Below are 26352 nucleotides of genomic sequence, written 5' to 3'. Positions count from 1 at the left end.
GAAATGGCTAATGCGAACTGTGATTCTGATAATTCCAAACTTGAAATATCTGTTTTGTAGTTTGAAGTCATTTAGTATTTGACCTCTGGATAATTGTGGGTTACGGTTACACTTATGGCCTCAATGCGGGAATTAGTATTGTTAAAAAATAGCAAAACAATCACTTTTGCCTTTGATTTGTTTGCTAAATCAATTATATTATCTACTTTTGTAATCTAATACATTTAGACTTAGACAAAACTACCAATAACACATAAAAACTTTATACATGACTACGAATAACAATAGACATCATATCCATCATCACGAGCATTTGGATGAAGCCGAGATCTATAAAAGAAAGAACTTGAGTGTTGCTCAGCGCCGCAAGAAGTTAGCTAAAATTCTGTTTAGAGTCTTATGCGTGATAGCTGTCGCCATCACCTGTCTTGTCATCTACGTATATACTCATTAAGCAAGCATCTATCTTTGCCCTGTAGATATAATTAAAGGCTGATTTCTATACGTTTAGAAATCAGCCTTTAATAGTAAATAATCTATCTGCCTATGCAGTCATTTCCTTCAGCTTCTTGAGCAATGCAAACATTACCAATGCGCTGACGAGACAAAGCGCGATGAGGATACCCCAGTTGTACATCAGTGGTATTCTGTTCCACAACATAGATGGGATTGAGCTCAGGTAGTTACCAATGGCTGTGGCAACAAACCATCCACCCATCATAAGGCCCTTATACTTAGGAGGTGCAACCTTGGAAACAAATGAGATGCCCATAGGCGACAGCAACAGCTCTGCCAGTGTAAGGGTAAAGTAGGTAGAGATGAGCCATCCTGGAGACAGTATGCTCTGGGTCTTGTCGCCCAATGACATCGGCGAAATAAGGTCGGTAGATGCCATGGTGATGACGCCAAATCCAAGAGCGGCCACAAGCATACCCCATGCGATACGGGTTGGCGCGCTAACCTCTTTGCCCTTGTTGGCAAGAGCGCCGAAGAATGCCATGCTGAATGGGGTGAGTGCTACTACGAAGAAAGGATTGAACTGCTGGAAGTCTGATGGCTGTGCGTATGTAGGATTGTCCATTACTGCATAGAGAGCGTAGGCTCCAGAGAGCAGCAGAACGGTAGCGACACCACAGATAGCACGACTGCGAGTAGACTTGGATTGGAATGTTGCAAAACCGGTATAAACAGAGATGGCGATAAGAGCCAGACTGAAGATGTTGAATCCGATGCGCATAGTGCCGCTAACAGTCAGGTCGGTATACTTCTTCGCAAAGAATGTAAGAGCCGAACCGTTCTGGTGGAATGCCATCCAGAAGAAGATAACCACGGCAAAGACGAGCAGCAATGCCACGATGCGGTCTTTGGTCTGCTTGGGAGTCAACTCCTCTACAGCTACAGCCTGCTCCTTGGCCTGCTTGGCAGTGACATCGGCATGCTTGAACCATCCGCGGAAGGCAAAATAGATGACTGCTGACAGAATCAGAGATACACAGGCTACACCAAAGCAAAGACCGTATGCGCCAGAGAGGGCCTGGAGATAACTGGGGTCAGTGCTTGCTGCGTCATATTGGAAGCCATAGTGAGACAGATATACGTTGGTAATCCATTTAGCCATTGAGGGGGCAAACATTGCACCGATATTGATAGCCATATAGAAAAGGCTGAAGGCCGAATCACGACGTGATGAGTACTTGGGGTCGTCGTAGAGGTTACCTACCAATACCTGGAGATTGCCTTTGAACAAGCCGGTACCCAATGACACGCAAGCCAGTCCGCCAAACATGGAAATCTGTCCGATAGTATCGGCCTCTGTGGGGATGGCAAGACCCAGATAGCCGAGGAACATTGTGGCAAAACCAATGGTTACGCACTTGCCATAGCCAATCTTGTCGGCTATCATACCGCCAAAGAGCGGAGCAAAATAAACTACTGCCAGGAATATGGCATAAACCTGTCCGGCTTGTGACTCTGTCCATCCGAACTTAGCCTGCATAAACAGGGCAAAGATGGCAAGCATGGTGTAATAACCGAATCGCTCGCCAGTGTTGGCAAGAGCCAACGCATAAAGACCTTTAGGTTGTCCTTCAAACATAATTATTATTTTTTGGTTTTGGTTATATCAAACAGATAAGCAGCCTTGATGATTATATTGCCAAAGTTGGAGCTGCCAAAGTAATCGCGCTTGGAGTCGCCGTATATGTTGCCGAGTCCATAGTAGTATCGGGCCTCTACCAGGAAATGTCCTACCTTGGGTACGGTGTACTCCATGCCTGCTCCGACGGCAATGCCATAATCAAACTTGTTTTCTACGGCCATTGTGTCTTGTGCAACAACAGTGGAAACACGGTCATCCATATTGCAATCCTTAACATTAAAGTTGCTTTTGGTCTTCTCGCTGAGGTAGAAACCAAATTGTGGACCCAAATTCACAAAGAAACTGACGCCCTTGTATTCCTTTCCCCATGCCAAATGGGCCAATATGGGGACCTGTACATAGTTGATCGTACGGCTATAGTTTTCTGCCAATCCTGTGACGGGATTGATTACAGCCTGGTTGTTGATGTCGAGAATATCCTCCTTCCATCCCAACTGCGAATAGTTGACCTCCGCATATACTGAAGCAATGGTCTTGAAATATTTTTCGCATACATAGCGTATGGACAAACCACCTGTAAGGCCGCCATGATAACCTTGAGTCACCTTAGGGGTAAAACTGACATTGCTCAGGATATATCCGCCATTGACGCCCAATGTGAAATCGTTCCGATGTTCGCCTATCTGCGACATGACGGAAAGAAACGGCATCATGGCTAAACTTAAAATCAAATATAACTTCTTCATTAATATGTTATAGATTCTATCGTTTGTTCGTTTTTATAGTGAATTAACTGGAAACAGGCATTCTCCATACCTCCGTTAGTGTTCTTGTCAAAGTGCAACTGGGTCTGAACGGGTTTCATGACTTGTTGCTTTTTTGTTCCGGAAAAGCTCTGTCCGTATTTGTGCAATCCATTGATGAAATATATGGCATGGTCGTAACCGGTCAAGGCAAACTTGGGGAGTGCCTGGATGGTCTCGGTCTTGAACCACTGTCGATAAAGGGCTTCTATCTGCTGGGTCGATTCGGACAAAGGATTGTAATAGAAAGTGGTAGGGATATATGCATCAAACTGATAATAATTGGCAAGATTGTATTTGGTGTACATAAGCCACTCAGTATAGCCAAAGACGGAAATCTGGACATTGGGTGCTGTCATCTTCAGACCATTGAGTTTGGCAAAAACAACATTAAGTTCTGGAGACCGTCCCGAATTAAGTACAACTACATTGGGGAGAGTACGGCTGAATGCCTTACCGAACTGCTGTTCAGATGATTTGATATTGGTAATGCTGTACTTGATGCCTTTGCTATCCAGCTGCTTTCTCAAACCGAATGTGAAAATGCCCTTCTTGCTGGTGCTGTCATTGCAATCTACAAAAATGGCGTGGTGCTTGGGGAAACGTTCCATAAAGGCATAGATAGCCTTCTCGTTGAGACGCTCGGGCGACTGGTAAACTTGGAAAATCTGGCTATTGTGTTTCACCTCGTCGCCAGTGATGGAAAATGGGATAACCATCTTAATCTTATATGTCTTGCAGAATTCGGCAAGATACTTGACCTGATTGGAATACAGCGGGCCAAAGATGATATCACAATTCTGGGCGCCCTTGTCGAGCAAAGTCTGGCGTATATCCGCATCTATCGGTACATTCCATGCGTGGATATCAACTGAGATATTTTGGGCTTTCATCTGCTCGCATGCCAAAAGGAAACCTCGGTAATACTCAGTCATGCGTTTGCCGTCGCCATCAACATTGTGCAGAGGCAGCATCATGCCTATTCTAATGGCTCTCGAGCGTATATCGATGTCTTTCTCGGTGCTCTTCTTGGATGGTTGCTGTACCTCTTTGGGCTGTGATACAAAGGGGATGAACACAATGTCGCCCTTCTTCAACTGATAGCCGTCCTTTTTCATGTCAGGATTGGCCTCCATCAGCTGGTCAACGGTGATGCCGTATTTATGGGCAATGCCATAGATGGTATCTTTCTTCTTGGCCTTGTACAAGTCTTGCCAATTGTTTATCTGGGCATCGCAGACGGCACACGCCATAAGGAGCATGGGCAGCAAAATATAGCGTAACAAACGTTTATTCATTATCTTTATGATTATTTCCATTTGCAAAAATACAAAAAAACTATTACTTCACTCCCAAAACTCTAAACTTTTTGTTAACTTTGCTATCTATTTTTAAGTTCATACACAATGAAGATAGCAAAATTAGTTTTTTTATTGCTAACACTTGGCATATTTGGTCCCGTCTATGCTACACCAGGAATGCCATCAATCGCCCCTTCGGTTGTATTTACAGATGCTGCTGGCAACGAGAGTACGGATAGTTATTTCTCCGGTTCGGCGCCTATAAAAGCGACCTTCAAGCTCAACCCCTCTGATGCGGATGGATGGACGGCGCATTACGAATGGCGCTTCTTCAAAGAAGGTAAAGAGAATGAGCCATATCTTGTGAGATATGAAGAAGATACAGAATACATATTTGCCGAATCGGGAGTCAATCATGTGGTATGCTACACAGTGTTTACCCTCGGGGCAGACACGGTCAGATACGAAGCTGACTATTGGCGTGAGGCCCGCTTCACGGTAACCGTCTACGAAAGCAAACTCGAATTTCCAAACGCTTTCTCTCCCAATGGAGATGGTATAAATGATATCTATCGCGCCAAGCCTGGATATCAGAGTATTGTAGAGTTTAAGGCTATTATTATCAACCGCTGGGGCCAGAAACTGTATGAATGGAATGATCCGGCAGGTGGCTGGGACGGCACATTCAAAGGAAAGGATATGAAAACCGGAACATACTACTGCGTCGTCAAGGCACGTGGTGCAGACGGCCGCGTATTCAATATCAAGAAGGATGTAAATCTCATGCGTGATTACATCGAAACCGAACATTAAAGAAGATATCTTCAGACCGATGAAAGATAAGAAAGAAACTATAAATGTATGGGGGGCACGCGTGCACAATCTCAAGGATGTGGATGTCACAATTCCCCGCAACTCACTCACAGTAATAACAGGCTTGTCGGGTTCTGGCAAGTCTTCGTTGGCCTTTGATACCATATATGCAGAGGGTCAGCGGAGATATATCGAAACCTTTTCGGCATACGCACGCAATTTTTTGGGCAATATAGAACGCCCCGACGTGGATAAAATTACCGGTTTAAGCCCTGTAATCAGCATTGAGCAAAAGACCACCAACAAGAATCCCCGCTCAACGGTCGGAACTACTACCGAAATATACGATTATCTGCGTCTGCTTTATGCAAGGGCTGGTACGGCATATAGTTATTTGTCGGGAGAGAAGATGGTAAAATATACAGAGGAGCAGGTGCTGGAAATGATACTTGACCAGTATATCGACCATCGTATCTTTATCCTCGCCCCTTTGGTCCGTCAACGCAAAGGACATTATCGCGAACTCTTTGAAAGTATGCGGCGTAAAGGATACCTCTATATACGCGTAGATGGAGAGATAAAGGAGATTGAGCGTGGCATGAAGGTTGACCGATACAAGAATCATAACATCGAGGTGGTTGTCGACAAACTGAAAGTACGTGGTAAAGACGACGAACGGCTCAAGAAAAGTGTGCAGATAGCGATGCGCCAAGGCGACGGCACGCTAATGATTTTTGACGAACACGATAATAGCATCAAGAATTACTCCAAGCGTCTTATGGACCCTGTAACCGGGTTGTCGTATGGTGAACCGGCTCCAAATATCTTTTCGTTTAATTCTCCTGAAGGCGCCTGCCCGCGATGCAAAGGTTTGGGTGTGGTCAACGAAATAGATTTAAACAAGGTAATACCCGATGACAAGCTGTCTATCCGTGATGGAGCAATATCTCCCTTAGGCAAATATAAGAACCAAATGGTATTTTGGCAGATTGATGCTATCCTGCAAAAATACGACTGTAACTTGAAGACGCCCGTATGTGATGTCCCACAGGAAGCCATGGACGAAATTCTCTATGGAACAATGGAAAACCTGAAAATTCCTAAAGAAGTGGTTCATACATCGAGTGATTACTTTGTCACCTTTGATGGTATCATCAAATATCTGCGTGACATCATGGATAATGATGACACATCGGCAGGACAAAAGTGGGCTGAACAGTTCCTGGCCACAAACGTATGTCCCGAGTGTCATGGATTAAGACTCAAAAGGGAATCCCTCTCATACAAGATTGGCGACCGGAATATCTCTGAAGTCGCCAATCTGGATTTGAATGAATTGGCAGAGTGGCTATCTAATATGGCTGAGGGCCTGTCGACAAATCAAAAAATAATAGCCAGCGAAATAATAAAAGAACTACGTACACGTGTTGGTTTTTTATTAAATGTGGGCCTTGACTATCTGTCGCTTAATCGTCAGTCGGCAACCCTCTCTGGTGGAGAAAGCCAGCGCATAAGGCTGGCCACGCAAATCGGAACAAGGCTTGTCAATGTTCTGTATATCCTTGATGAGCCAAGTATCGGCCTTCATCAGCGTGATAATCAGCGGCTCATCAATTCGCTTAAAGAACTGCGTGATCTGGGGAATACTGTAATCGTTGTCGAGCATGATGAAGATATGATGAGAGCGGCTGATTGGATAATTGACATCGGTCCCAAAGCTGGGCGAAAGGGTGGCCAAGTGGTGTTTCAGGGTACGCCCGAAGAAATGCTTCACCGCGATACAATCACGGCCAATTATCTGAATGGAATCCAGAGTATACAGATACCTGCTCAACGTCGTCGGCCTAATGGCAAGGCGATGGTATTGCACGGATGTACTGGCAACAATCTGAAAAATGTTGATGTTGAGTTCCCTCTTGGTGTCCTTACAGTTGTTACCGGTGTCAGTGGTTCCGGTAAATCTACACTGGTAAACGAGACTCTTCAACCCATATTGGCGCATCACTTTTATCGGGCATTAAAGAAGCCTATGCCCTACTCTTCTATTGAAGGGTTGGAATACCTGGACAAAGTGGTAACCGTAGACCAAAGCCCCATTGGTCGTACACCGCGAAGCAACCCAGCGACTTACACCGGTGTATTCTCCGATATCCGCACCTTGTTTGTGGGACTCCCCGAAGCCAAGATTCGTGGTTACAAGCCCGGTCGCTTCTCATTCAATGTCAAAGGCGGCAGATGTGAAACTTGTGGAGGAAATGGATATAAAACAATAGAAATGAACTTCATGCCAGATGTGATGGTGCCATGCGAGACCTGCCATGGCAAGAGGTACAATCGTGAAACTCTAGAGGTAAGATATAAGGGCAAGTCCATTGCAGATGTTTTGGATATGACCATAGGCCAGGCGGTAGAGTTCTTTGAGAACGTTCCATCAATTTTGCCTAAAATCAAGACGCTGCAAGACGTCGGACTGGATTATATCAAGTTGGGACAGTCAAGCACTACCCTCTCTGGTGGAGAGAGCCAGCGTGTTAAACTCGCAACCGAGTTGGCTAAACGGGATACTGGAAAAACTCTGTATATATTGGATGAGCCAACTACCGGATTGCATTTTGAAGACATCCGAATATTAATGAATGTAATAGAGAAACTTGTCGACAAGGGTAATACAGTTATAATTATCGAGCATAATCTTGATGTCATTAAATTGGCTGATTATATAATCGATATGGGTCCTGAAGGTGGTCGAAACGGAGGCAGGGTGCTCGTAACCGGAACTCCCGAACAAGTGGCAGATTGCAAATTAGGATATACTTCAAAATACTTAAAGCTGGCATTGGCAAAATGACAAGTGCTGACCGAATGGGATTTGTGGTCGTTTTTAACACGTTGCATGTGGGGCGTTATAAAAAACGAGCATATATATTTTGTTCTACCCAAGAGTTTTTGTAACTTTGCACACTAAATTATAAATAAGGTATATACAAAAGATGATAACGCTTACCAACCTTGCCATTCAGTTTGGCAAACGAGTATTGTACAAAGACGTCAATATCAAATTTACTCCAGGAAACATTTATGGTGTTATTGGTGCCAATGGTGCCGGCAAGTCAACGCTGTTGCGCGCCATCAGCGGCGATTTGGAGCCCAATAAGGGAACTGTAGAACTTGGTCCTGGTGAACGCCTCAGCGTTCTTGAACAGGACCACTTCAAATATGATGACTACAGCGTAATGGACACTGTACTCATGGGGCATCAGCCCCTTTGGGAAAACATGAAAGAGCGTGAGCGTCTCTACTCTAAGCCGGAAATGACAGAGGAAGATGGCAATAAAGCAGCTGATCTGGAATTGAAGTTTGCTGAAATGAATGGTTGGGAGGCTGAATCTGATGCGGCTCAATTGCTCCAGAACTTGGGCATCAAGGAAAACTTGCACCAAAAGCAGATGGCCGAACTTGCCAATAATGAAAAGGTAAGAGTTATGTTGGCTAAGGCCTTGTTTGGCCATCCTGAGAATCTTCTTCTTGATGAGCCTACCAATGACCTCGATTTGGATACTGTAGAATGGTTGGAAGACTATTTGAGCGAAATCGACGAACGTCAGACAGTCTTAGTCGTATCGCACGACCGTCACTTCCTTGACTCTGTCTCAACTCAGACTATAGACATTGACTTCGGTAAGGTTACCGTTTTCTCTGGTAACTATAGTTTCTGGTATATGAGTTCACAGTTGGCTCTTCGCCAAGCCCAGAACCAGCGCATGAAGGCTGAAGAGAAAAAGAAGCAGTTGGAGGAGTTCATCCGTCGTTTCTCCGCGAACGTGGCCAAAAGCAAGCAGACTACATCACGTAAAAAGATGCTTGAAAAACTTAATGTGGAGGAAATCCGTCCTTCAAGCCGTAAATACCCAGGTATCATTTTCCAGATGGAACGTGAACCCGGAAATCAGATACTCGAAGTCGAGGGACTGAAAGCTACAGACAACGATGGTAACGTGTTGTTTGACAATGTCAGCTTCAATATAGAAAAGGGCCAGAAAGTTGTGTTCTTGTCACGCAATCCGAAGGCAATGACTGCGCTCTTTGAGATTGTAAACGGTAATAAAGAGGCTGATGCAGGTACTTTCAAATGGGGCATCACGATAACAACAGCCTACTTGCCCTTGGACAATACCGAATACTTCCAGAGCGATATGAATTTGGTGGACTGGCTGTCGCAGTACGGACCTGGCAATGAGGTTCAGATGAAGGCCTATTTGGGAAGAATGCTGTTCTCTGGTGAAGAAGTAATGAAGAAGGTAAATGTTCTTTCGGGAGGCGAAAAGATGAGATGTATGATTGCACGCATGCAGTTGCGTAATGCCAACTGTCTCATACTTGACACACCTACCAACCATTTGGACCTTGAGAGTATTCAGGCATTTAACAATAATCTTACTTCGTTCAAGGGAAATATCATTTTCAGTTCACATGACCACGAGTTTATTGAAACTGTAGCTGATCGCATCATTGAACTTACACCTAATGGAATAATAGACAAACTGATGAGCTATGATGAATATATTCATGATGAGCAAATCAAAGAACTCAAGGCAAAACTCTACGCAGAGTAGTGTTTGGCATGCTTTTTGTTATTCCAAAAGTAATAAAAGATAAGTATTATGAGTGAAGTAAAAGAAAACAAAGTTAACGAAGAAACGTCATCAGAGGCTAAAGATACCATCTCTTCTCAGGCTGCTGATGACTCTAAGAATACCTCAACAGAGAGTTCTGAAGAAGATGCAAAAGAATCTTTAGATGCTCTTAATAAGGAACTGGCCGAAACTAAAGACAAATATCTGCGTACCTTGGCCGAATTCGAGAATTATAAGAAACGTACCATCAGAGAGAAAGCTGAATTGATTCTTAATGGTGGAGAAAAGGTTATCACTGCAATTCTTCCTGTTCTTGATGATATGGAAAGAGCTATAACCAATGCTACCAAAATAGAAACTAAAGAGGCTCTTGAAGAAGGCTGGGAACTTATCGACCAGAAGCTGCATAAGACTCTCGAAGGGCTTGGTCTTAAGCGCATTGAAACGGAAAACTCTGATTTTGATGTGGATTTCCATGAAGCTATAGCCAAAGTCCCTGGTATGGGCGATGACAAGAAGGGTAAGGTCGTTGACTGTACCCAGACTGGCTATATGCTGAACGATAAAGTGATACGACATGCCAAAGTTGCTGTTGGCGATTAATACATTATTATATTAACGTATGGCAAAGCGCGACTATTATGAGGTGCTGGGCGTTAGCAAAAACGCAACTGAAAGCGAGATTAAAGCCGCTTATCGTAAGTTGGCTATAAAGTATCACCCCGACAGAAATCCAGATAATGCTGAAGCTGAAGAAAAATTCAAAGAAGCGGCAGAGGCTTATGATGTTCTTCACGATTCACAGAAGAGACAACAATACGACCAGTTCGGATTTAACGCACCTGGTGGCGGATTCGGAAGTGCCGGAGGATTCGGTGGAGGATTCTCTATGGATGATATCTTCTCTATGTTTGGCGATGTGTTTGGAGGACATGCCGGCGGCTTTGGTGGATTCGGTGGAGGTCGTCCGCAATACAGGGGTACTGACTTGAGACTCACTGTAAGGCTTTCGCTTCTGGAGATATCGACAGGCGTAACAAAGAAGTTCAAGGTAAAGAAGGACATTACATGCAGCCATTGCCATGGAACAGGCGCCGCGGATGGAAGTGGCAATACGACTTGTCCGACTTGTCAAGGTCGAGGCTATGTCGTAAAAACAGTTCGTACGATGCTGGGCATGATGCAGACCCAAACGGACTGCCCAACATGTCATGGCGAGGGTTCTGTTATCAAGAATAAATGTAAGGCATGTAACGGCACCGGCGTCGAAAAAGGCGAAGAAGTCGTTGAAATCAACATCCCTGCAGGAGTCGCAGAAGGAATGGTCGTAAATGTCTCTGGTAAAGGAAATGCCGGTCCACATAATGGAATAAACGGCGATATTCAAGTCTACATCAAAGAAGAGGAAAACGATACATTCGTCCGTGACGGTCAAGATGTCATCTATAACCTTCTGCTCGATTTTCCTACAGCTGCACTTGGTGGTGAAGTCTCAATCCCTACTATTGAAGGAAGTAAAGTAAAAATCAAGATTGAGCCTGGTACCCAGCCAGGTAAGACACTGCGCTTGCGCGGGAAGGGACTGCCTCATGTACAAGGATATGGAACAGGTCATGGCGACTTGGTTGTCAATATCAGTGTTTATGTTCCGAAAGCCTTGAGTAAGCAGGAACGCGCTGCAATTGAAAGTATGCGTGACAGTGATAATTTCAAAGGAGACGCAAGTACTAAGAAATCGATTTTTGACAAGTTCAAAAACTATTTCAGTTAAGGTGTTATGAACTATCGGGAAACTGTTAATTATCTATATGAATGCACCCCTGTTTTCGAACATGTGGGTGCATCTGCATATAAAGAAGGTCTGGATAATACTCATGCGCTTGACAAACACTTTGGTCACCCGCATCAGCACTATAAGATTATTCATATTGCGGGAACTAACGGTAAAGGTTCTTGTTCTCATACGCTTGCTGCAATATTGCAAGCTATGGGATATAATGTCGGACTATATACATCTCCGCATTTGGTAGATTTCAGAGAACGTATCCGGGTAAATGGCGAAATGATACCCGAAGAGTATGTGGTGGACTTTGTCGACAAGGAAAAGAATTTCTTCACACCCCTTCATCCTTCGTTTTTCGAGCTAACCACAGCAATGGCCTTCAAGTACTTTGCGGAGAAGCATGTTGATTACGCCGTTGTCGAGGTAGGCCTTGGTGGGCGTCTTGATTGTACAAATATAGTAACTCCAATATTGTCAATCATTACTAATATAAGCAAAGACCATACCCAATTCCTTGGTGAAACATTGCCTCAGATTGCAGCGGAGAAAGCGGGGATAATCAAGCCCAATACGCCTGTCGTCATAGGGGAAGCAATCCCTGAAACGCGTCATGTTTTTGAACACAAAGCAATCGAAACACACTCCAAGATTATTTTTGCAGAAGACGCTTGCGAAGTTGTCTCGGTTGATAAATCTCAGGGTGGTGGTATCTCCTATCAAACGGTTAACTATGGCGTCGTTACGGGTGCTCTGATAGGAGAATATCAAATAAAAAACACAAATACAATCCTATGTGCTATCCGAGAATTAGGCATAACGGATGTTGAGGCTGTGAAGAAAGGATTCCTCAATGTTGTTCAGCTGACTGGCCTCATGGGAAGATGGCAAATATTGTGCAACCAGCCATTGATAGTATGTGATACAGGACATAATGTTGGCGGTTGGAAGTATTTGTCAAAGCAAATTATCCACCAAGAATGTCATCAAAAGCACATTGTATTCGGAATGGTTGATGACAAGGATATTGATTCTGTTATGGAGTTGTTGCCCAAAGATGCTATTTATTATTGGTCACAGGCAACTACGCATCGAGCTATTCCAAGTCAGGTTGTTGCTCAAAAAGGGCTTGCTCACGGACTTGTTGGTCGTGTTTACGATAGCGTTGAGAGCGCCTATATGGCTGCGCTTGCAATTGCCGTCCCCAATGATTTCGTTTTTATAGGTGGAAGCAGTTATATTGTGTCTGATCTGCTTGCCTGTCTCGCGACACCAAAAGAATAATTGTCTTTTGGTGTCGTTTTCTTTATATATAGCGGTACATTTCGCCAATCGTCTATTGCCATAGTGCTTTGTTAATTGTTTTTAACGCAACAAACGCGATAATAAATGGCGTGACTTTTGTGGTATTCACTTTTTTTTATTTACTTTGCAAGTACATAAAGTAACTAAAAACTTTTTATGATGAGCACAACAGAAACAGAACACATCTGTGGCCTGAGACGAGAAGACTTTCAGGCCACAATCAATGGAAAGAAGACAGACTTATACTTCCTGAAAAATAATCGTGGCAACGTGGTGGCTATTACCAATTATGGTGGCGCATTGGTTGCAATTATGGTTCCTGATAGAAATGGTGTAAAGGCCAATGTCATACAAGGACATGACAATGTACAAGATGTCATCAACAGCCCGGAACCCTATCTTTCGACCCTCATTGGTCGCTACGGAAATAGAATTTGTAAAGGCAAATTCCAGTTGCATGGCAAAGAGTATCAATTACCCATAAACAATGGTCCCAACAGCTTGCATGGCGGAAAGAAAGGATTTAACGCCAAAGTATGGGATGCCAGACAAATGAATGAACACTCTTTGGTTCTTGAATATACCAGCCCTTATGGCGAAGAGGGCTTCTCAGGTGAAGTTAAAACTACTGTTGTTTATAGTTTTACTGATGATAACGAACTTGTTATCGATTATATGGCTACTACAAATAAGAAAACCATCATTAACCTTACAAGCCACGGTTTTTTCTCTTTGTCGGGTATTGCTAATCCAACTGCAAGTATAGAGAACCTTATTTGTCAAATAAATGCTGATTACTATCTTCCAATTGATGAAACGAGTATTCCTACCGGAGAAATTCGTTTTGTAAAAAATACTCCATTTGACTTTACCTCACCTAAAGCTGTTGGCAAGGACATAGACGCCGATGATGAGCAAATAAGGAATGGAGCTGGCTACGACCATTGCTTTGTTCTTAATAAGAAAGAAGAGGGAGAGCTTAGTTTTGCTGCAAAAATCGTTGAACCAGTGAGTGGCCGTACTATGGAGGTCTATACAACAGAGCCAGGTGTACAGGTCTATACAGACAATTGGGCTGATGGCTACAAGGGACAGAATGGAGCTACATTCCCCTGTCGTAGCGCAATCTGTTTTGAAGCTCAGCACTTCCCCGATTCCCCCAATCACCCATATTTCCCATCTGTAGTGCTTAAACCCGAAGGTAAATATACGCAGAAGACCATATACAAATTTGGCGTAGAACAATAGAATAATCATAATAACATCATTAATAACAAGTAAAATGGAAAAATTAGAAAAGAAACAAGGTAGTATTATTGCCATTTTGGCAATGGTCTTCCTTTTTGCGATGATTGCGTTTGTGACTAATCTCTGTTCGCCGATGGCAGTTATTCTGAAAAACAATTTCTCAGTAAGCGAATCGCTTGCCCAAGTTGGTAACTATGGCAACTTTGGTGCCTACCTCCTTATGGGTATCCCTGCAGGATTGCTTATTCAGAAGTTTGGTTATAAGACTACTGCATTGGCTGCTTTGGTTGTGGGTATCGTTGGCTTACTTGTACAGTGGCTTAGCGGCTCTGTCGGTTGGTCTAGTGGTACAATTGGATTTATTGTTTATCTTATTGGTGCCTTTGTATCAGGACTTTGCATGTGTATGCTTAACGCTGTAGTTAATCCAATGCTTAATCTGCTTGGCGGAGGCGGTAACAGAGGAAATCAATTGGTTCAGATTGGTGGAGTCTTCAATTCTGCCGCAGCCGTATGCGTTTACATCCTTATGGGTAGCCTTATCGGCGATGCTGCTACAGCAAAGGTTTCAGACGCCCAACCTGCATTGTTTATAGCCTTGGCAATCTTCATATTTGCCTTTGTCGTAATATTCTTTACTAAAATCCAAGAACCACAGCAAGCAGCGAAAGCTAAAGAAGCAAAGGACGAGCACAGTTGCTATTCTTTCCGCCATTTCAAACTCGGTATGTTGGCTATTGCTGTTTATGGTGCAGTAGAGGTATGTCCTCCTACTTACATCTTCTCTTATCTTACCGCTGCAAAAGATGCTACTAATCCTGGATTAGGAATGGATGCCGGTTATTGCGGTACACTGGGTGCTGTTTACTTTATCTTTATGCTGATTGGTCGTTTCGTTGGAGGTATGATTGGTGGTAAGATTTCTGCCAAGTCCATGATTTCTACCGTCAGCATTGCAGCTATCATCCTTACAGCAGCAGGTATGCTTTTGCCCGAGACCATGATGGTAAAATGTCCTGGTATCGATTATACCCATCTTACTTTGGTATGGGGTGAGATACCCGTCGGCATCTTTGCATTCCTGTTGGTTGGCCTTTGTGCTTCTGTTATGTGGGGTGGTATCTTCAATCTTGCCACAGAGGGACTCGGAAAATATACAGCTGCTGCTTCCGGAGCCTTCATGATGATGGTTGCAGGTTTTGCTGTTATGATCTTTATCCAGGCTAAGGTTATCGACTTTACTCACAACTACATCTCCAGCTTTATTGTAGTACTGCTGAGTGCTGTATACATTTTATATTATGCACTTCTCGGCTCAAAGAATGTGAATAAAGACATTCCTGTAGAATAACATTACAATTATTATATTGTCTAACCTTTTTGAATTTACAAACTATGGATATTGAAAAAGTAAGAAGCCGCTTCATCAAGCATTTTGATGGCAAAACTGGTAACATTTATATGTCTCCAGGTCGTATCAATCTTATTGGTGAGCATACTGACTATAACGGAGGTTTCGTCTTCCCAGGAGCTGTAGATAAAGGTATTATGGCGGAGGTACGCCCTAATGGTACTGATACAGTTATGTGCTACTCTATTGACCTTAAGGATCGCGTAGAATTTAAGGTTAACGACCCCGTAGGTCCTCGCACTACTTGGGCAAGATACATTTATGGAATCGTGCAAGAAATGAAGGCCCTCGGTGTGGATGTTAAGGGTTTCAATACTGCTTTCTACGGAGATGTACCACTTGGTGCAGGCATGTCTTCTTCTGCTGCTTTGGAGAGTTGTTTCGCATTTGCGCTTAATGACCTTTTTGGTGACAATAAAGTTTCCAAATGGGATTTGGCTCTCGCCGGACAAGCTACGGAGCATAAATATGTCGGTGTAAACTGTGGTATTATGGACCAGTTTGCAAGTGTATTTGGTAAGGAAGGCAAACTTATGCGTTTGGATTGCCGTTCTCGAGAATTCGAGTACTTCCCTTTCAACCCAGAAGGCTACAAATTGGTGCTGCTTGATTCCAAAGTTAAGCACGAACTCAAGGGCTCACCATATAACGACCGCCGCAATAGTTGCGAGAATGTAGTAAAACACATAGCCGCCAAACATCCAGAGTCTCATTTTGAGACACTTCGTGATTGTTCTTGGGAGCAATTGGAAGAGGTTAAGGATGAGGTAGGAATGGAAGACTACACTCGCGCACACTTCGTTCTTGGAGAAAAGGATCGTGTACTTGCTGTATGTGATGCTTTGCAGAAAGGCGATTATGAGACCGTAGGCCAAAAGATGTATGAGACCCATGACGGCCTTAGCAAGGAGTATGAAGTTTCTTGCGAGGAGCTTGACTATCTCAATGAGTTGGCTAAGGAAAATGGTGTCACTGGAAGTCGCATCATGGGCGGTGGCTTCGGAGGCTGTACCATCAATCTGGTAAAGGACAGCATCTATGACTCATTCATTGCTAATGCAAAGCAGAAATTTGCCGAGAAATATGGTCATGAGCCAGCTGTATACAACGTCGTTATCAATGACGGTGCTCACAAAGTATGCTAATTTAGCATAGGTTCTTACGGCAAATAATATCATCTAATAATTATAAAAAAGCCATTGTTCTATACGGACAGTGGCTTTTTTTGTATCCATTAGAAAATAATCATTGCAAATGGCCGTTTATCTAAAAAAAAAGATGTATATTTACACCCAAAAAGGAAATAATACTAAAAACAACGAAATAATGAAAAGAGTCAGAAATCTAACATTATGCATTGGAATTATAACCGTTTTCCTCTGCGCTTGCTCAGGTGGTGGACAGCGTACTATCTCTGGACTTAACCCTGCTGATTTTGATACCATAATCAACAACAAAGCCGTAAAGCTGTTTACCTTGACCAATGAAAGTGGTATGGAAGCCTGTATCACCAATTATGGTGGAAGACTCGTTTCATTGTGTGTACCCAACAAAGCTGGACAATTGACAGATGTGGTCTTGGGTTTTGACAATATTCATCAATATGCTGATACGGTCAATACACCCAGTGATTTCGGAGCATCTATTGGCCGTTATGCCAATAGAATCAATAAGGGACAGCTTAAAGTTGGCGGAAAAACAATTCAGCTACCGACCAATAACTTTGATCACTGTCTGCATGGCGGTCCGTCTGGATGGCAGTATCAAGTATATGATGCGGTTCAACCGAATGACAGTACTCTGCAATTATCAATTGTATCTCCCGATGGAGACAACAATTTTCCTGGAACGGTAACCGCTAAAGTCATTTATACATTAACAAGCGATAATGTATTGGATATCAAGTACGAAGCTACTACTGATAGAGAGACTGTAATCAATATGACCAACCATTCTTATTTTAATCTGACTGGCGATATGAGCCAGGCAGGTACAAATATGGTTCTTTATATTAATGCAGACAATTATACCCCAATTGATTCGACTTTTATACCCAATGGCAAGGTCAAGTCTGTCTATGGTACCCCATTGGATTTTACCAAACGCCATGCGCTTTATGAAACGATTGGTGATACAAGTTTTGAGCAAATCAAGTATGCCAGAGGATATGACCACAATTGGTGCCTGAACACATATACCAAAGGCAAAGGTAACGACAAAATAGTTGCAGCAAGCCTTTATGCTCCCAATACAGGAATTTGTCTTGAAATGTTCACTACCGAGCCTGGCGTACAAGTATATACAGGCAATTTCCTTGATGGTAAAGTTAAAGGAAAGCATGGCATTGCTTATCCCAAGCATGCGTCGGTATGCCTGGAAAGCCAGAAATACCCCGATTCACCGAACAATCCTAATTTCCCATCTTCATATATCAAACCTGGCGAGACATACATTAGCCATACAGCATACAGATTTAGAGTCAAGTAGTGTGCCGACAGATATAATGAGGACCATATAATTTTATTATATAATGAACGAAACGAAAGTTATGAACCGTGCAGCCGACAATATCCGCATTTTGGCTGTTTCTATGGTAGAGAAAGCTAATTCAGGCCATCCTGGAGGTGCTATGGGCGGAGCAGATTTTATTAATGTGCTTTTTTCCGAGTATATGGTTTATGATCCAGATGATGCAACGTGGACAGGACGTGACCGCTTCTTCCTTGATCCCGGGCACATGTCGCCCATGTTATATTCTGCACTTGCCTTACAGGGAAAATTTACAATAGACGAGTTGAAGCAGTTCCGCCAGTGGGACTCTCCTACTCCAGGTCATCCAGAACGTGACATCTGCCGTGGTATTGAGAATACATCAGGTCCGTTAGGTCAGGGACACACATTTGCAGCGGGTGCTGCAGTTGCCGAAAAGTTCTTGGAGGCACGTCTCGGGAAAACCGTTATGCAGCATAAGATTTATGCCTATATTTCAGATGGTGGCATAGAAGAGGAGATTTCCCAAGGTGCTGGTAGATTGGCCGGACTTCTCGGGCTCAACAATCTTATCATGTTCTATGATTCTAATGATATTCAGCTTTCTACCGAATGTAAAGTCGTAATGCAGGAAGATACCAAAGCAAAATACGAAGCATGGGGTTGGAATGTTATTACTATCAATGGAAATGATGTCGACGAAATTCGCCATGCACTTGACATGGCCAATCTTGAGCAACACCGCCCGACTCTTATTATCGGCAAAACCATTATGGGTAAAGGCGCCCTCAAAGAAGATGGCTCAAGCTATGAAAATACGATTAAGACTCATGGCGCACCCCTTGGCGGGAATGCTTACCGCAATACGGTGACTGCTCTTGGGGGAAATCCTGATGATCCATTTGTTATTTTCGACGAAGTAAAAGCTCTCTATGCCAATCGTGCCAATGAATTGAGAACAATCGTTGCCGAGCGTAGAAAGGCAGAAAAGAAGTGGGCAGAAGAAAATCCAGATAAGGCTCAGCTTAAGGACACTTGGTTCTCGGGCAATGCTCCTCAGATAGATTGGAGTGGTCTTATCCAAAAGCCAGACATCGCTACTCGTGCAGCATCGGCGGCTTGCTTGGGCGTTCTTGCCGAACAGGTACCCAATATGATTTGTTCCTCTGCCGATTTGTCTAATTCCGACAAGACCGATGGTTTCTTGAAGAAGACACATGATCTTAGCAAGGACGATTTCACAGGTGCGTTCTTTGAGGCAGGCGTCAGCGAGCTTACTATGGCTTGCATGTGTATAGGTATGTATCTCCATGGCGGAGTCATTCCTGCATGTGGAACATTCTTCGTATTCTCTGACTATATGAAGCCTGCTGTCAGATTGGCGGCATTGATGGAAGTGCCAATCAAGTTTATCTGGACTCATGATGCGTTCCGTGTCGGTGAAGATGGACCTACCCATGAACCAGTAGAGCAAGAGGCTCAAATCAGACTCATGGAGAAACTGAAAAATCATCACGGCAAGGATTCTGTTCGCGTATTCCGTCCTGCTGATGCCAATGAGGCTACAGTATGTTGGCAGATGGCAATGGAGAATATGGATACGCCGACAGCATTGATATTCTCACGTCAAGGAATCAAGAATTTGCCCGAAGGCAACGATTATCAGCAAGCTCGCAAGGGCGCATATATCGTGGCTGGCTCAGATGATGCGTTTGATGTGGTGCTGCTTGCAAGCGGTTCTGAAGTGTCAACATTGCAGGCCGGTGCAGAACTTCTGCGCCAAGATGGCATTAAGGTTCGTATCGTGAGCGTGCCATCAGAAGGATTGTTCCGTCGACAGAGCAAAGAATACCAGCAGATGGTTCTGCCCGCAGGTGTCAAGCGCTTTGGTCTCACAGCCGGACTTCCTGTCACTCTTGAAGGTCTTGTAGGTGAGAATGGCAAGGTATTCGGTCTTAACAGCTTCGGATTCTCTGCTCCTTATAAGGTATTGGATGAAAAGTTAGGCTTCACAGCCCAGAATGTATATAACCAAGTTAAAGAACTTCTAAACAATTAAAACTATGGACGTAAAGACAGTCGGAGTCGCTTGCGATCACGCAGGCTATCCATTAAAGCAGTTTGTTATCGATTATCTTGAGAAGAAAGGTTATTCTTACAAAGATTATGGTACATATAGTGACTCAAGTGTTGACTATCCTGATTTCGCTCACGAGTTGGCTAAAGGTATAGAAAGTGGTGAAGTTTATCCAGGCATTGCTATATGCGGCAGTGGAGAAGGTATGGCGATTTGCTTGAACAAGCATCAGGCAGTTCGCGCAGGATTGGCATGGTGTATTGAGATTGCCGGCCTTATTCGTCAGCACAACGATGCAAATGTATTGGTTCTTCCTGGTCGCTTTATAGACAACAAGACGGCTGAAGCCATAATGAACAAGTTCTTTGCAACCACATTTGAAGGTGGTCGTCATGAGCGCCGTGTCAAGAAGATTCCTGTTCAGGATTAAGTAAATTACAACTAATATTAAAGTGCCATTGCTTTGCATTGGCACTTTTTTATTTTACTGTCTATTTTATGACAATGGTTTTGAACCAGTCCTTTAGTGTATTCGCATATTGCCCCTGTGAGTCTGACACCAAGACTACAACTTGCGAGCCATCGGCAAGTTGTGGGCCCAAGCACATGCCTTCATAATTGGCAATATTTCGTTTGAAAAGTCCTATGTTAGTTTTCCATTCCGCCAAAAGGAATTTATCCATAACAGGTGTTTCGTCTGCTGTGATTTCTTTATCATGCGTTATAGGCATTGAGGGCCAGGCTTGATAAATCTTGCAGTTTACAAAACTACCCATAAGCATTGGGGGAACGTAGAATTCTCGTTCCAAAACAAGCAGTGACCCGTCGGCAAGAGGTGTTATGGCCGAGACGCCCATGGCATAATACTTGGAAGGTTTTCTGGCAATAGGTTTGTCCATTTTGTAAACGTATTGCTCCATAGCCTTAAGAGAGTCACTGAAAGATTGAAAACGTAATCGGTTTTCAATCGGGTTGTTGACTTCAGCCCTACCCCCATCTCCATTCAATGGGCTTTCATTACAGGTCCATAAGCGATGCATAGACTCGGAATATCCCAAGGCTTCAAACCCCATGTTTGCAGCAGAATTCTTGAAGATTTCTGGTATTTCGGCCTCTCGTCCGGTAGGTGTTCCATCCAGACTATATTCCAAGATTCTATTAACAGCCTCTCCGCTTATCAGTACCGAATTGAACGACTTGATATAAGCTATCCCCTCACCGTCTCGGTTGGCCATGCCCGATGACACAAAACCATGATTGGATACATACAGAATATTTCCGGTCAAGCTATCTATCTCTATAGTAAACAGATGGAAACCATCTGATGCTGATTTGTCATCGACAACGAGATATTCATTGTTGCCCAAATAGGTTATGCCACTATAGTTACCTGCTTTGACAGATAAGGGGAAGGAATGTTGCGGATTTATACGGATTATTTGTATAGTATCCCGGCTTTCCGCATGAGTGGCTATTGATGTCAGAAGAAGGTAAATAGCCAGACAGAGTTTTCTAAATCGCTGCATAGGTAAGCACATATTTGTCATTGCAAAGATAATGCACCGACTGTTTCTTTTCTATTTTCAGGTCATCTACCTCGATATCTCCTTCTTCCCGCTGATCAAATGGGGCGATTCGCATATCAAAGAAGTCCAAGTTTTCGTTAGCAAATAGCTTATAAATCGTTTCCTTTGCGCTCCAATGGATGAGTTTCGCATAGAGAGAGTCTGCCACCTCATCATTTCTGATGAACTTGGAAGCGACACGCTCTACTCTATTGCTGATGAATTCGATGTCTATAGCCACCTTGTGCCGAGTTGAGAGCAGCAGTGCCGCATAGCCACGGGTATGGCTTATGCTGACATGATAGCCGTCGATTACTGGTCGTGACAAATCGTCATGCTCAATACGTAAATAGGGATTGTCTGTCATGGCAAACAATAATCCATAGACGGCCAGCACTTCTTTGCGTCTTGATTCTGAATGGAAATGCTCAATCTTATCAACCACGCCAGCCAACCGATTGTCAGTTGCTATTATATCGTCTATGGTTTCTTCTATCCGCCACAATCCCAAATGGCATTGAGGTGCGATTGCGTCAATACTTATAAGTGGCATGGTCAATTATTGTGCAAATCGTGTACGATAACCTTTACCCTACTGATGCGTCTGCCCTCCAGCTCCATTACCTCAAAGGTGTAATTCTTGTAGTCTATGCGTTCATGCAGGCTAAGGAAGTCTCCCTTGATTTCGAGCAACATTCCTGCCAGAGTATCAGCATCGCCTTCCACATCGCTGAAGGCGTCGTCATCGACATTAAGAATTCGGCTCAAATCACTTAGCAGTGTTTTACCCTCAAAGAGATAGGTATTATAATTAATCTTGGAATACGTTTTTTCGTCATCATCGTATTCGTCATTGATTTCGCCTACTATTTCTTCCAGAATATCCTCAAGTGTAACCAAGCCGCAGGTGCCGCCAAATTCATCTACCACAATGGCAATATGGATTTTGTTTTCTTGGAATTCGCGCAACAAGTCGTCTATCTTTTTGGTTTCGGGAACAAAATAACCCGAGCGAATCAGACTCTGCCATCTGAAATTGGCCGGCTTGGAGACGTGAGGCAGCAGATCCTTGATATACAAAATACCGCGTATGTTGTCATCATTGTCCTGATAGACAGGAATGCGACTATAGTTGTTTTCCAGGATACATGACATCACTTCAGAAAACGAGCTACGAATGTCTATATCGACAATGTCCTGTCGGCTGGTCATAATTTCCTTCGCCGTCTCATCGCCAAAGCGGATGATGCCTTGCAGGATGCTCTTTTCGTCCTTGATTTCATTCTTGTCAGTCAACTCCAATGCCTGTTCCAGGTCATCCATGCTCAGATGCTGGTTTTCCTTGTGCACCATCTTCTCCAAGAAAATGCCGCTCTTGATCAGTATCGTTTCGAGCGGCCAAAAGAGCCGGCGCATGAACATTATTCCTCCAACTGATACTCGGCAATATGCTAAAGGATTCTGCCGACTGTAGACCTTGGGTATAATCTCGCCGAAAAGGAGCAACAGGAATGTAAGGATGACAGTAAGGCTCAGAAACTGCAGCCAATAAGCCTTGGCGCCAAAACTGATTAAGTTGCCAAAAGCATAGTTGCATAGCATGATGATGGTAACATTGACGAAATTGTTACCGATAAGGATGGTTGCCAGTGTGCGCTCATTGTCTTCGCGCAACATACTTATATGCTTGTCCTTCTTGGTCTTTGACTGCTCGAGTTCAGATACATCAGAAGGAGACAAACTGAAGAATGCTATCTCGGAAGCACTGGCAAACCCAGATACAAACAACAGCACTATTGCCATGAAGAAGGCAAAGAGTACGCCAAAGGATGGCGCATTCAAGTGTACATCGCTTAATGTTTCAGATAGAAATGTAATGTCCAATGTTAGTATAACCTTAATTAAAACGGAAGTACCTTGTTGTTTTCGGCAGAGGCAGTGCCACCATCAGTCTTGCCCTGTTCGGTTGTGGGCGTGGGCTGAGATGTAGCTTTCGGGGTAAGCATTTCCATATTCTCCACTAAAATCTCCGTTAAATATCGTCGGTTGCCCTGCTTGTCATCATACGAACGGTAACGTATGCGTCCTTCTATATACAACTTGTCACCCTTCTTGACGTATTTTTCGACAATTTTGGCTAAGTTGCGATAGAAGACAAGATTGTGCCAGTCTGTATGGTCTGGCACCTGTGTACCATTCTGAAGTGTGTAACCGCGCTCGGTGGTTGCAAGTGATACTTGGGCTACGGCCTGGTCAGCCTCATAGTAGCGCACATCAGGATCTTTGCCCACATTGCCTATCAACATTACTTTATTCATAAGTCACATTCCTCCTTCCATCTTCCTAAATAAGAGAACTTAAAGTTTTTACCCTTGGCAGAAGGGAATTGGCTGCGAGCGTCGACGCGCTGGCGCAGATATTCTACCATCCGGTTATAGCAGTCCATGCCTGACACGGCTTTGCACCTTACCTCAAAATGGGTATCTCTATATTCGTGCTTGCCGGTATTGGGAACCATTACAACGCGCTTGAAATCCAAACTACCCTCATACCATCCTTCGCGAATCTCAGTAAGTTTAGTGGTGACAGAGGCTATCAAGTCGCGGCGGTCATTCATACCTGGAACCATTGGGCGTACAGCTTTCTTCTGCTTGAAATCATCCATGTTTTGAGCGGTCGTCTTTATCATTATAAAATATACGCGTGGACGAACCTTATATCTCTTCGGGAAAAACATATCGTTGCTTGCAAACTCACGTATGTCTTTCTCCATACTGGGCGTGATATCAACTTCTGGAATAGAACGAAGAAAATCCAATGCTTCTTCAACGCTATAAACAAGAATTTCCTTATCGAAATATCTAATGTATAAATTCATTTAATTTTGATGTTTCTCTATAAATAAAAAGGACAAGAAAAGAGCGGCAAACGAGACTCGAACTCGCGACCCCGACCTTGGCAAGGTCGTGCTCTACCAACTGAGCTATTGCCGCACAAGAAATAATTTTTTATTTGTGAAGAGGAGGAGACTCGAACTCCCACGACATAATTGTCACTACCCCCTCAAAGTAGCGCGTCTACCAATTCCGCCACCCCTCCAACAAATAAATATCTCAGATAAAAACCGTGCCCAGAACAGGACTCGAACCTGCACGCCTTGCGGCACACGCACCTGAAACGTGCGCGTCTACCAATTCCGCCACCTGGGCATTGAGAAAATTCTCTATTGGCTTTATCCAAAATGTGAGCGGCAAACGAGACTCGAACTCGCGACCCCGACCTTGGCAAGGTCGTGCTCTACCAACTGAGCTATTGCCGCATAAATCCTTTTGTAAGGAGCATTTCTCTAAATGCGATGCAAAGGTAGTGCTTTTTTGTTATACCTGCAAGTCTTTCCAAGATTTTTTTCATAAAAACATCGATTTTTTCTATTCTTCTGCTCATATACGACAAAGCCACCTTATTATATTATATAAACAGCAAATTCGAGCCTATTTTGCCCGAAACCGAAAAATACTAAAATTACAAGTGGGAAATGCTCAATGCGAGATTTTATCTGACAATTTCAAGTCATGATTTGAATAAATTCAACTTTGAAATGATAAATAATTGCTGTTTCGGACATTTGGTTTTGGATGGAAAAACTATATTTTAATGAATAACCAAGATAAAAATGCTCAGTTCCCTTTTGGTATAACAATAAAAAGCACTATCTTTGCTATAAAAATAAGCAATGCTAAAACGACTATATCTATTACAAGCTGCCTTATTGGTAGCTATGACAATATGCGGACAAAACCTTGAATACAAACAAATCAAGGCTGCCAGCGGATTGAAAGACGGGCAAGACTGCTTTGTTACTGGTGAAAGACAGACTAAATTGTATGATTTGGTTCTTAGTAGAGATGATAGAAGTGATGTTGTCTATGACTTCAAAGGCACAGCTACGTATAAGGAAATTGATAAGTTAGCTGCAAATACTCAAATGTTTAAGGTAAAACTGGTCGAAGATAAGTTCTACCTATATTTGCCTGAGTCAAATGCATTTGTATCTATAGTCGATAATAGTATTTCATCTAACAATGTTTTGCAGTTCATGTTTGCCCTTACTGCCGACGCGCGTAGCCCCATTACCTTTGAAACCGCCAATGGCGTGACTGATGTCAAGGTGGGGAGCAAGTTCATGCGCTTTCATCGTACTGCATATACCTATCGCCTGATTAACAAAAGCTCTACTGATTATCTTCCTATCAAATTTTATGTAGTCCAAGAGAAGGGCGAGGACCCTGTGCTGGAGCTCAACGGTAATACCGACTTGACGAATACAAAGTTTACGGGTACCATCAAGTTCGATAGAAAATTTGAAGTGGGTTATTATAACACGTTGGTGCTCCCCTTTACCATTGATGACCCATGGGAAGTTTTTGGTGAAGGAGTTGAAGTTTATGAGGGTGTCTCTGGAACTGCAAACGAAGTGGGTTTCAAGAAGCTGAAAAAGGGTGACAAAATGACAGGTTACAAGCCATATCTCATTGGTGGCACTTGGAAGGAGGCTCCTTATTATATCAAAAATGTCACTCTTACCTACAATTCTGTTGGCACGAGACTCAAGACGACTGTGGGCAACCAAACCCTGCATAGCGTCTTCCAAAAGGCGCAAATGGGTAAAACGGGGAACTATGTACTCTATAAAGATCAGCTGCGCAGCTGTAAAAATGTTCAGTCGCTGTATATAGAGCCATACAAGTGGTATCTGATGACTCCTAAAACCAAATCCAGCGCAACGCAATGTGAGAGAATTATCTTTCTTAATACCGACAATTAGTG

At 43.4% G+C, this 26352-nt stretch carries 21 protein-coding genes and 4 tRNA genes; 13 read left to right on the top strand and 12 right to left on the bottom strand.

The window, feature by feature from the left end; all coding sequences use genetic code 11:
• Window positions 1-544 precede the first annotated feature (544 nt).
• Genes CIK95_RS08995 through CIK95_RS08985 form a run of 3 tightly spaced genes read right to left on the bottom strand, consistent with a single transcriptional unit; the run spans window position 545 to window position 4199 of the window.
• Complete coding sequence (locus CIK95_RS08995) at window positions 545-2095, bottom strand: peptide MFS transporter (protein WP_094421305.1); 1551 nt, start codon at window positions 2093-2095, stop codon at window positions 545-547.
• 5 nt (window positions 2096-2100) lie between these two features.
• Window positions 2101-2844, bottom strand: coding sequence for a porin family protein (locus CIK95_RS08990; RefSeq protein WP_094421303.1), 744 nt, complete (start codon window positions 2842-2844; stop codon window positions 2101-2103).
• A complete protein-coding gene (locus tag CIK95_RS08985) occupies window positions 2844-4199 on the bottom strand; it encodes a LysM peptidoglycan-binding domain-containing protein (RefSeq protein WP_094466869.1) in 1356 nt (451 codons plus the stop codon). Before CIK95_RS08985 ends, CIK95_RS08990 begins: the two co-directional genes overlap by 1 nt.
• Window positions 4200-4307: 108 nt before the next feature.
• Here CIK95_RS08985 and CIK95_RS08980 point away from each other — a divergent pair, with 108 nt between their 5' ends.
• The 12 genes from CIK95_RS08980 (at window position 4308) to CIK95_RS08925 (ending at window position 20390) form a co-directional block, all read left to right on the top strand.
• On the top strand, window positions 4308-5015 hold the full coding sequence (locus CIK95_RS08980) for a gliding motility-associated C-terminal domain-containing protein (RefSeq protein WP_022311403.1): 708 nt from the start codon (window positions 4308-4310) through the stop codon (window positions 5013-5015).
• Between the two features lie 19 nt (window positions 5016-5034).
• A complete protein-coding gene (gene uvrA / locus CIK95_RS08975; protein ID WP_094466831.1) occupies window positions 5035-7863 on the top strand; it encodes an excinuclease ABC subunit UvrA in 2829 nt (942 codons plus the stop codon).
• A 142-nt stretch (window positions 7864-8005) separates the two neighbouring features.
• Entirely contained in the window at window positions 8006-9628 is a 1623-nt protein-coding gene (locus CIK95_RS08970; protein WP_022311401.1) for an ABC-F family ATP-binding cassette domain-containing protein, read from the top strand.
• A gap of 48 nt (window positions 9629-9676) precedes the next feature.
• A complete protein-coding gene (locus CIK95_RS08965) occupies window positions 9677-10252 on the top strand; it encodes a nucleotide exchange factor GrpE (protein WP_022311400.1) in 576 nt (191 codons plus the stop codon).
• 19 nt (window positions 10253-10271) lie between these two features.
• Window positions 10272-11420 (top strand): molecular chaperone DnaJ, encoded by a 1149-nt coding sequence (gene dnaJ, locus CIK95_RS08960; RefSeq protein ID WP_022311399.1) that lies wholly within the window; start codon window positions 10272-10274, stop codon window positions 11418-11420.
• Between the two features lie 6 nt (window positions 11421-11426).
• Window positions 11427-12713 (top strand): folylpolyglutamate synthase/dihydrofolate synthase family protein, encoded by a 1287-nt coding sequence (locus tag CIK95_RS08955; RefSeq protein ID WP_094385391.1) that lies wholly within the window; start codon window positions 11427-11429, stop codon window positions 12711-12713.
• A 177-nt stretch (window positions 12714-12890) separates the two neighbouring features.
• Entirely contained in the window at window positions 12891-13982 is a 1092-nt protein-coding gene (locus tag CIK95_RS08950; RefSeq protein ID WP_094466830.1) for an aldose epimerase family protein, read from the top strand.
• Window positions 13983-14016: 34 nt separating this feature from the next.
• On the top strand, window positions 14017-15333 hold the full coding sequence (locus CIK95_RS08945; protein ID WP_094466829.1) for an MFS transporter: 1317 nt from the start codon (window positions 14017-14019) through the stop codon (window positions 15331-15333).
• A gap of 44 nt (window positions 15334-15377) precedes the next feature.
• Entirely contained in the window at window positions 15378-16538 is a 1161-nt protein-coding gene (gene galK / locus CIK95_RS08940; protein ID WP_022311395.1) for a galactokinase, read from the top strand.
• Window positions 16539-16719: 181 nt separating this feature from the next.
• The gene (locus CIK95_RS08935) at window positions 16720-17880 is read left to right on the top strand and encodes an aldose epimerase family protein (protein ID WP_094466868.1); all 1161 of its coding nucleotides are present in this window, start codon (window positions 16720-16722) and stop codon (window positions 17878-17880) included.
• A gap of 43 nt (window positions 17881-17923) precedes the next feature.
• The gene (locus CIK95_RS08930) at window positions 17924-19942 is read left to right on the top strand and encodes a transketolase (RefSeq protein WP_094466828.1); all 2019 of its coding nucleotides are present in this window, start codon (window positions 17924-17926) and stop codon (window positions 19940-19942) included.
• Window positions 19943-19946: 4 nt separating this feature from the next.
• The gene (locus CIK95_RS08925; protein ID WP_094385399.1) at window positions 19947-20390 is read left to right on the top strand and encodes an RpiB/LacA/LacB family sugar-phosphate isomerase; all 444 of its coding nucleotides are present in this window, start codon (window positions 19947-19949) and stop codon (window positions 20388-20390) included.
• Between the two features lie 61 nt (window positions 20391-20451).
• Here the strand turns inward: CIK95_RS08925 and CIK95_RS08920 are convergent, their stop codons facing one another.
• From CIK95_RS08920 to CIK95_RS08880, 9 genes are all read right to left on the bottom strand, one after another.
• Window positions 20452-21486 carry an esterase-like activity of phytase family protein gene (locus CIK95_RS08920; protein WP_094466827.1) on the bottom strand — a complete coding sequence of 345 codons (1035 nt, stop codon included), beginning with the start codon at window positions 21484-21486 and terminating at the stop codon, window positions 20452-20454.
• Entirely contained in the window at window positions 21473-22078 is a 606-nt protein-coding gene (locus CIK95_RS08915) for a 4'-phosphopantetheinyl transferase superfamily protein (RefSeq protein WP_094466826.1), read from the bottom strand. The genes CIK95_RS08920 and CIK95_RS08915 overlap by 14 nt, the downstream gene beginning before the upstream one ends.
• Before the next feature lie 2 nt (window positions 22079-22080).
• Complete coding sequence (gene gldE, locus CIK95_RS08910; protein WP_022311389.1) at window positions 22081-23409, bottom strand: gliding motility-associated protein GldE; 1329 nt, start codon at window positions 23407-23409, stop codon at window positions 22081-22083.
• A gap of 17 nt (window positions 23410-23426) precedes the next feature.
• On the bottom strand, window positions 23427-23843 hold the full coding sequence (locus tag CIK95_RS08905) for a single-stranded DNA-binding protein (protein WP_094388960.1): 417 nt from the start codon (window positions 23841-23843) through the stop codon (window positions 23427-23429).
• On the bottom strand, window positions 23840-24403 hold the full coding sequence (locus CIK95_RS08900; protein ID WP_094385409.1) for a hypothetical protein: 564 nt from the start codon (window positions 24401-24403) through the stop codon (window positions 23840-23842). Before CIK95_RS08900 ends, CIK95_RS08905 begins: the two co-directional genes overlap by 4 nt.
• Before the next feature lie 42 nt (window positions 24404-24445).
• A tRNA-Gly gene (locus tag CIK95_RS08895) sits at window positions 24446-24518 on the bottom strand.
• Between the two features lie 22 nt (window positions 24519-24540).
• Window positions 24541-24624 (bottom strand) — tRNA-Leu (locus CIK95_RS08890).
• A 28-nt stretch (window positions 24625-24652) separates the two neighbouring features.
• Window positions 24653-24734: transfer RNA gene (locus tag CIK95_RS08885), tRNA-Leu, on the bottom strand.
• 37 nt (window positions 24735-24771) lie between these two features.
• A tRNA-Gly gene (locus tag CIK95_RS08880) sits at window positions 24772-24844 on the bottom strand.
• A gap of 459 nt (window positions 24845-25303) precedes the next feature.
• On the opposite strand from CIK95_RS08880, the gene CIK95_RS08875 reads away from it, so the two are divergent.
• Complete coding sequence (locus tag CIK95_RS08875; protein WP_144007791.1) at window positions 25304-26350, top strand: hypothetical protein; 1047 nt, start codon at window positions 25304-25306, stop codon at window positions 26348-26350.
• Window positions 26351-26352: the final 2 nt, after the last annotated feature.

Source organism: Prevotella sp. P5-108 (genome assembly GCF_002251385.1).
Classification (GTDB): domain Bacteria; phylum Bacteroidota; class Bacteroidia; order Bacteroidales; family Bacteroidaceae; genus Prevotella.
Note: the sequence above shows the minus strand (reverse complement) of the source record. Positions and strands in the feature narration are given on the sequence as shown.

Excerpts from the sequence above, each read along its gene's own strand:
- CIK95_RS08965 (WP_022311400.1), top strand. The coding sequence starts at position 9,677 with ATGAGTGAAGTAAAAGAAAACAAAGTTAACGAAGAAACGTCATCAGAG.
- CIK95_RS08985 (WP_094466869.1), bottom strand. The coding sequence starts at position 4,199 with ATGAATAAACGTTTGTTACGCTATATTTTGCTGCCCATGCTCCTTATG.
- CIK95_RS08980 (WP_022311403.1), top strand. The coding sequence starts at position 4,308 with ATGAAGATAGCAAAATTAGTTTTTTTATTGCTAACACTTGGCATATTT.
- CIK95_RS08925 (WP_094385399.1), top strand. The coding sequence starts at position 19,947 with ATGGACGTAAAGACAGTCGGAGTCGCTTGCGATCACGCAGGCTATCCA.
- CIK95_RS08915 (WP_094466826.1), bottom strand. The coding sequence starts at position 22,078 with ATGCCACTTATAAGTATTGACGCAATCGCACCTCAATGCCATTTGGGA.
- CIK95_RS08955 (WP_094385391.1), top strand. The coding sequence starts at position 11,427 with ATGAACTATCGGGAAACTGTTAATTATCTATATGAATGCACCCCTGTT.
- galK (WP_022311395.1), top strand. The coding sequence starts at position 15,378 with ATGGATATTGAAAAAGTAAGAAGCCGCTTCATCAAGCATTTTGATGGC.
- CIK95_RS08970 (WP_022311401.1), top strand. The coding sequence starts at position 8,006 with ATGATAACGCTTACCAACCTTGCCATTCAGTTTGGCAAACGAGTATTG.
- CIK95_RS08995 (WP_094421305.1), bottom strand. The coding sequence starts at position 2,095 with ATGTTTGAAGGACAACCTAAAGGTCTTTATGCGTTGGCTCTTGCCAAC.
- CIK95_RS08990 (WP_094421303.1), bottom strand. The coding sequence starts at position 2,844 with ATGAAGAAGTTATATTTGATTTTAAGTTTAGCCATGATGCCGTTTCTT.
- CIK95_RS08930 (WP_094466828.1), top strand. The coding sequence starts at position 17,924 with ATGAACGAAACGAAAGTTATGAACCGTGCAGCCGACAATATCCGCATT.
- CIK95_RS08935 (WP_094466868.1), top strand. The coding sequence starts at position 16,720 with ATGAAAAGAGTCAGAAATCTAACATTATGCATTGGAATTATAACCGTT.
- CIK95_RS08920 (WP_094466827.1), bottom strand. The coding sequence starts at position 21,486 with ATGCAGCGATTTAGAAAACTCTGTCTGGCTATTTACCTTCTTCTGACA.
- dnaJ (WP_022311399.1), top strand. The coding sequence starts at position 10,272 with ATGGCAAAGCGCGACTATTATGAGGTGCTGGGCGTTAGCAAAAACGCA.
- CIK95_RS08905 (WP_094388960.1), bottom strand. The coding sequence starts at position 23,843 with ATGAATAAAGTAATGTTGATAGGCAATGTGGGCAAAGATCCTGATGTG.
- CIK95_RS08945 (WP_094466829.1), top strand. The coding sequence starts at position 14,017 with ATGGAAAAATTAGAAAAGAAACAAGGTAGTATTATTGCCATTTTGGCA.
- CIK95_RS08875 (WP_144007791.1), top strand. The coding sequence starts at position 25,304 with ATGACAATATGCGGACAAAACCTTGAATACAAACAAATCAAGGCTGCC.
- CIK95_RS08950 (WP_094466830.1), top strand. The coding sequence starts at position 12,891 with ATGATGAGCACAACAGAAACAGAACACATCTGTGGCCTGAGACGAGAA.
- CIK95_RS08900 (WP_094385409.1), bottom strand. The coding sequence starts at position 24,403 with ATGAATTTATACATTAGATATTTCGATAAGGAAATTCTTGTTTATAGC.
- uvrA (WP_094466831.1), top strand. The coding sequence starts at position 5,035 with ATGAAAGATAAGAAAGAAACTATAAATGTATGGGGGGCACGCGTGCAC.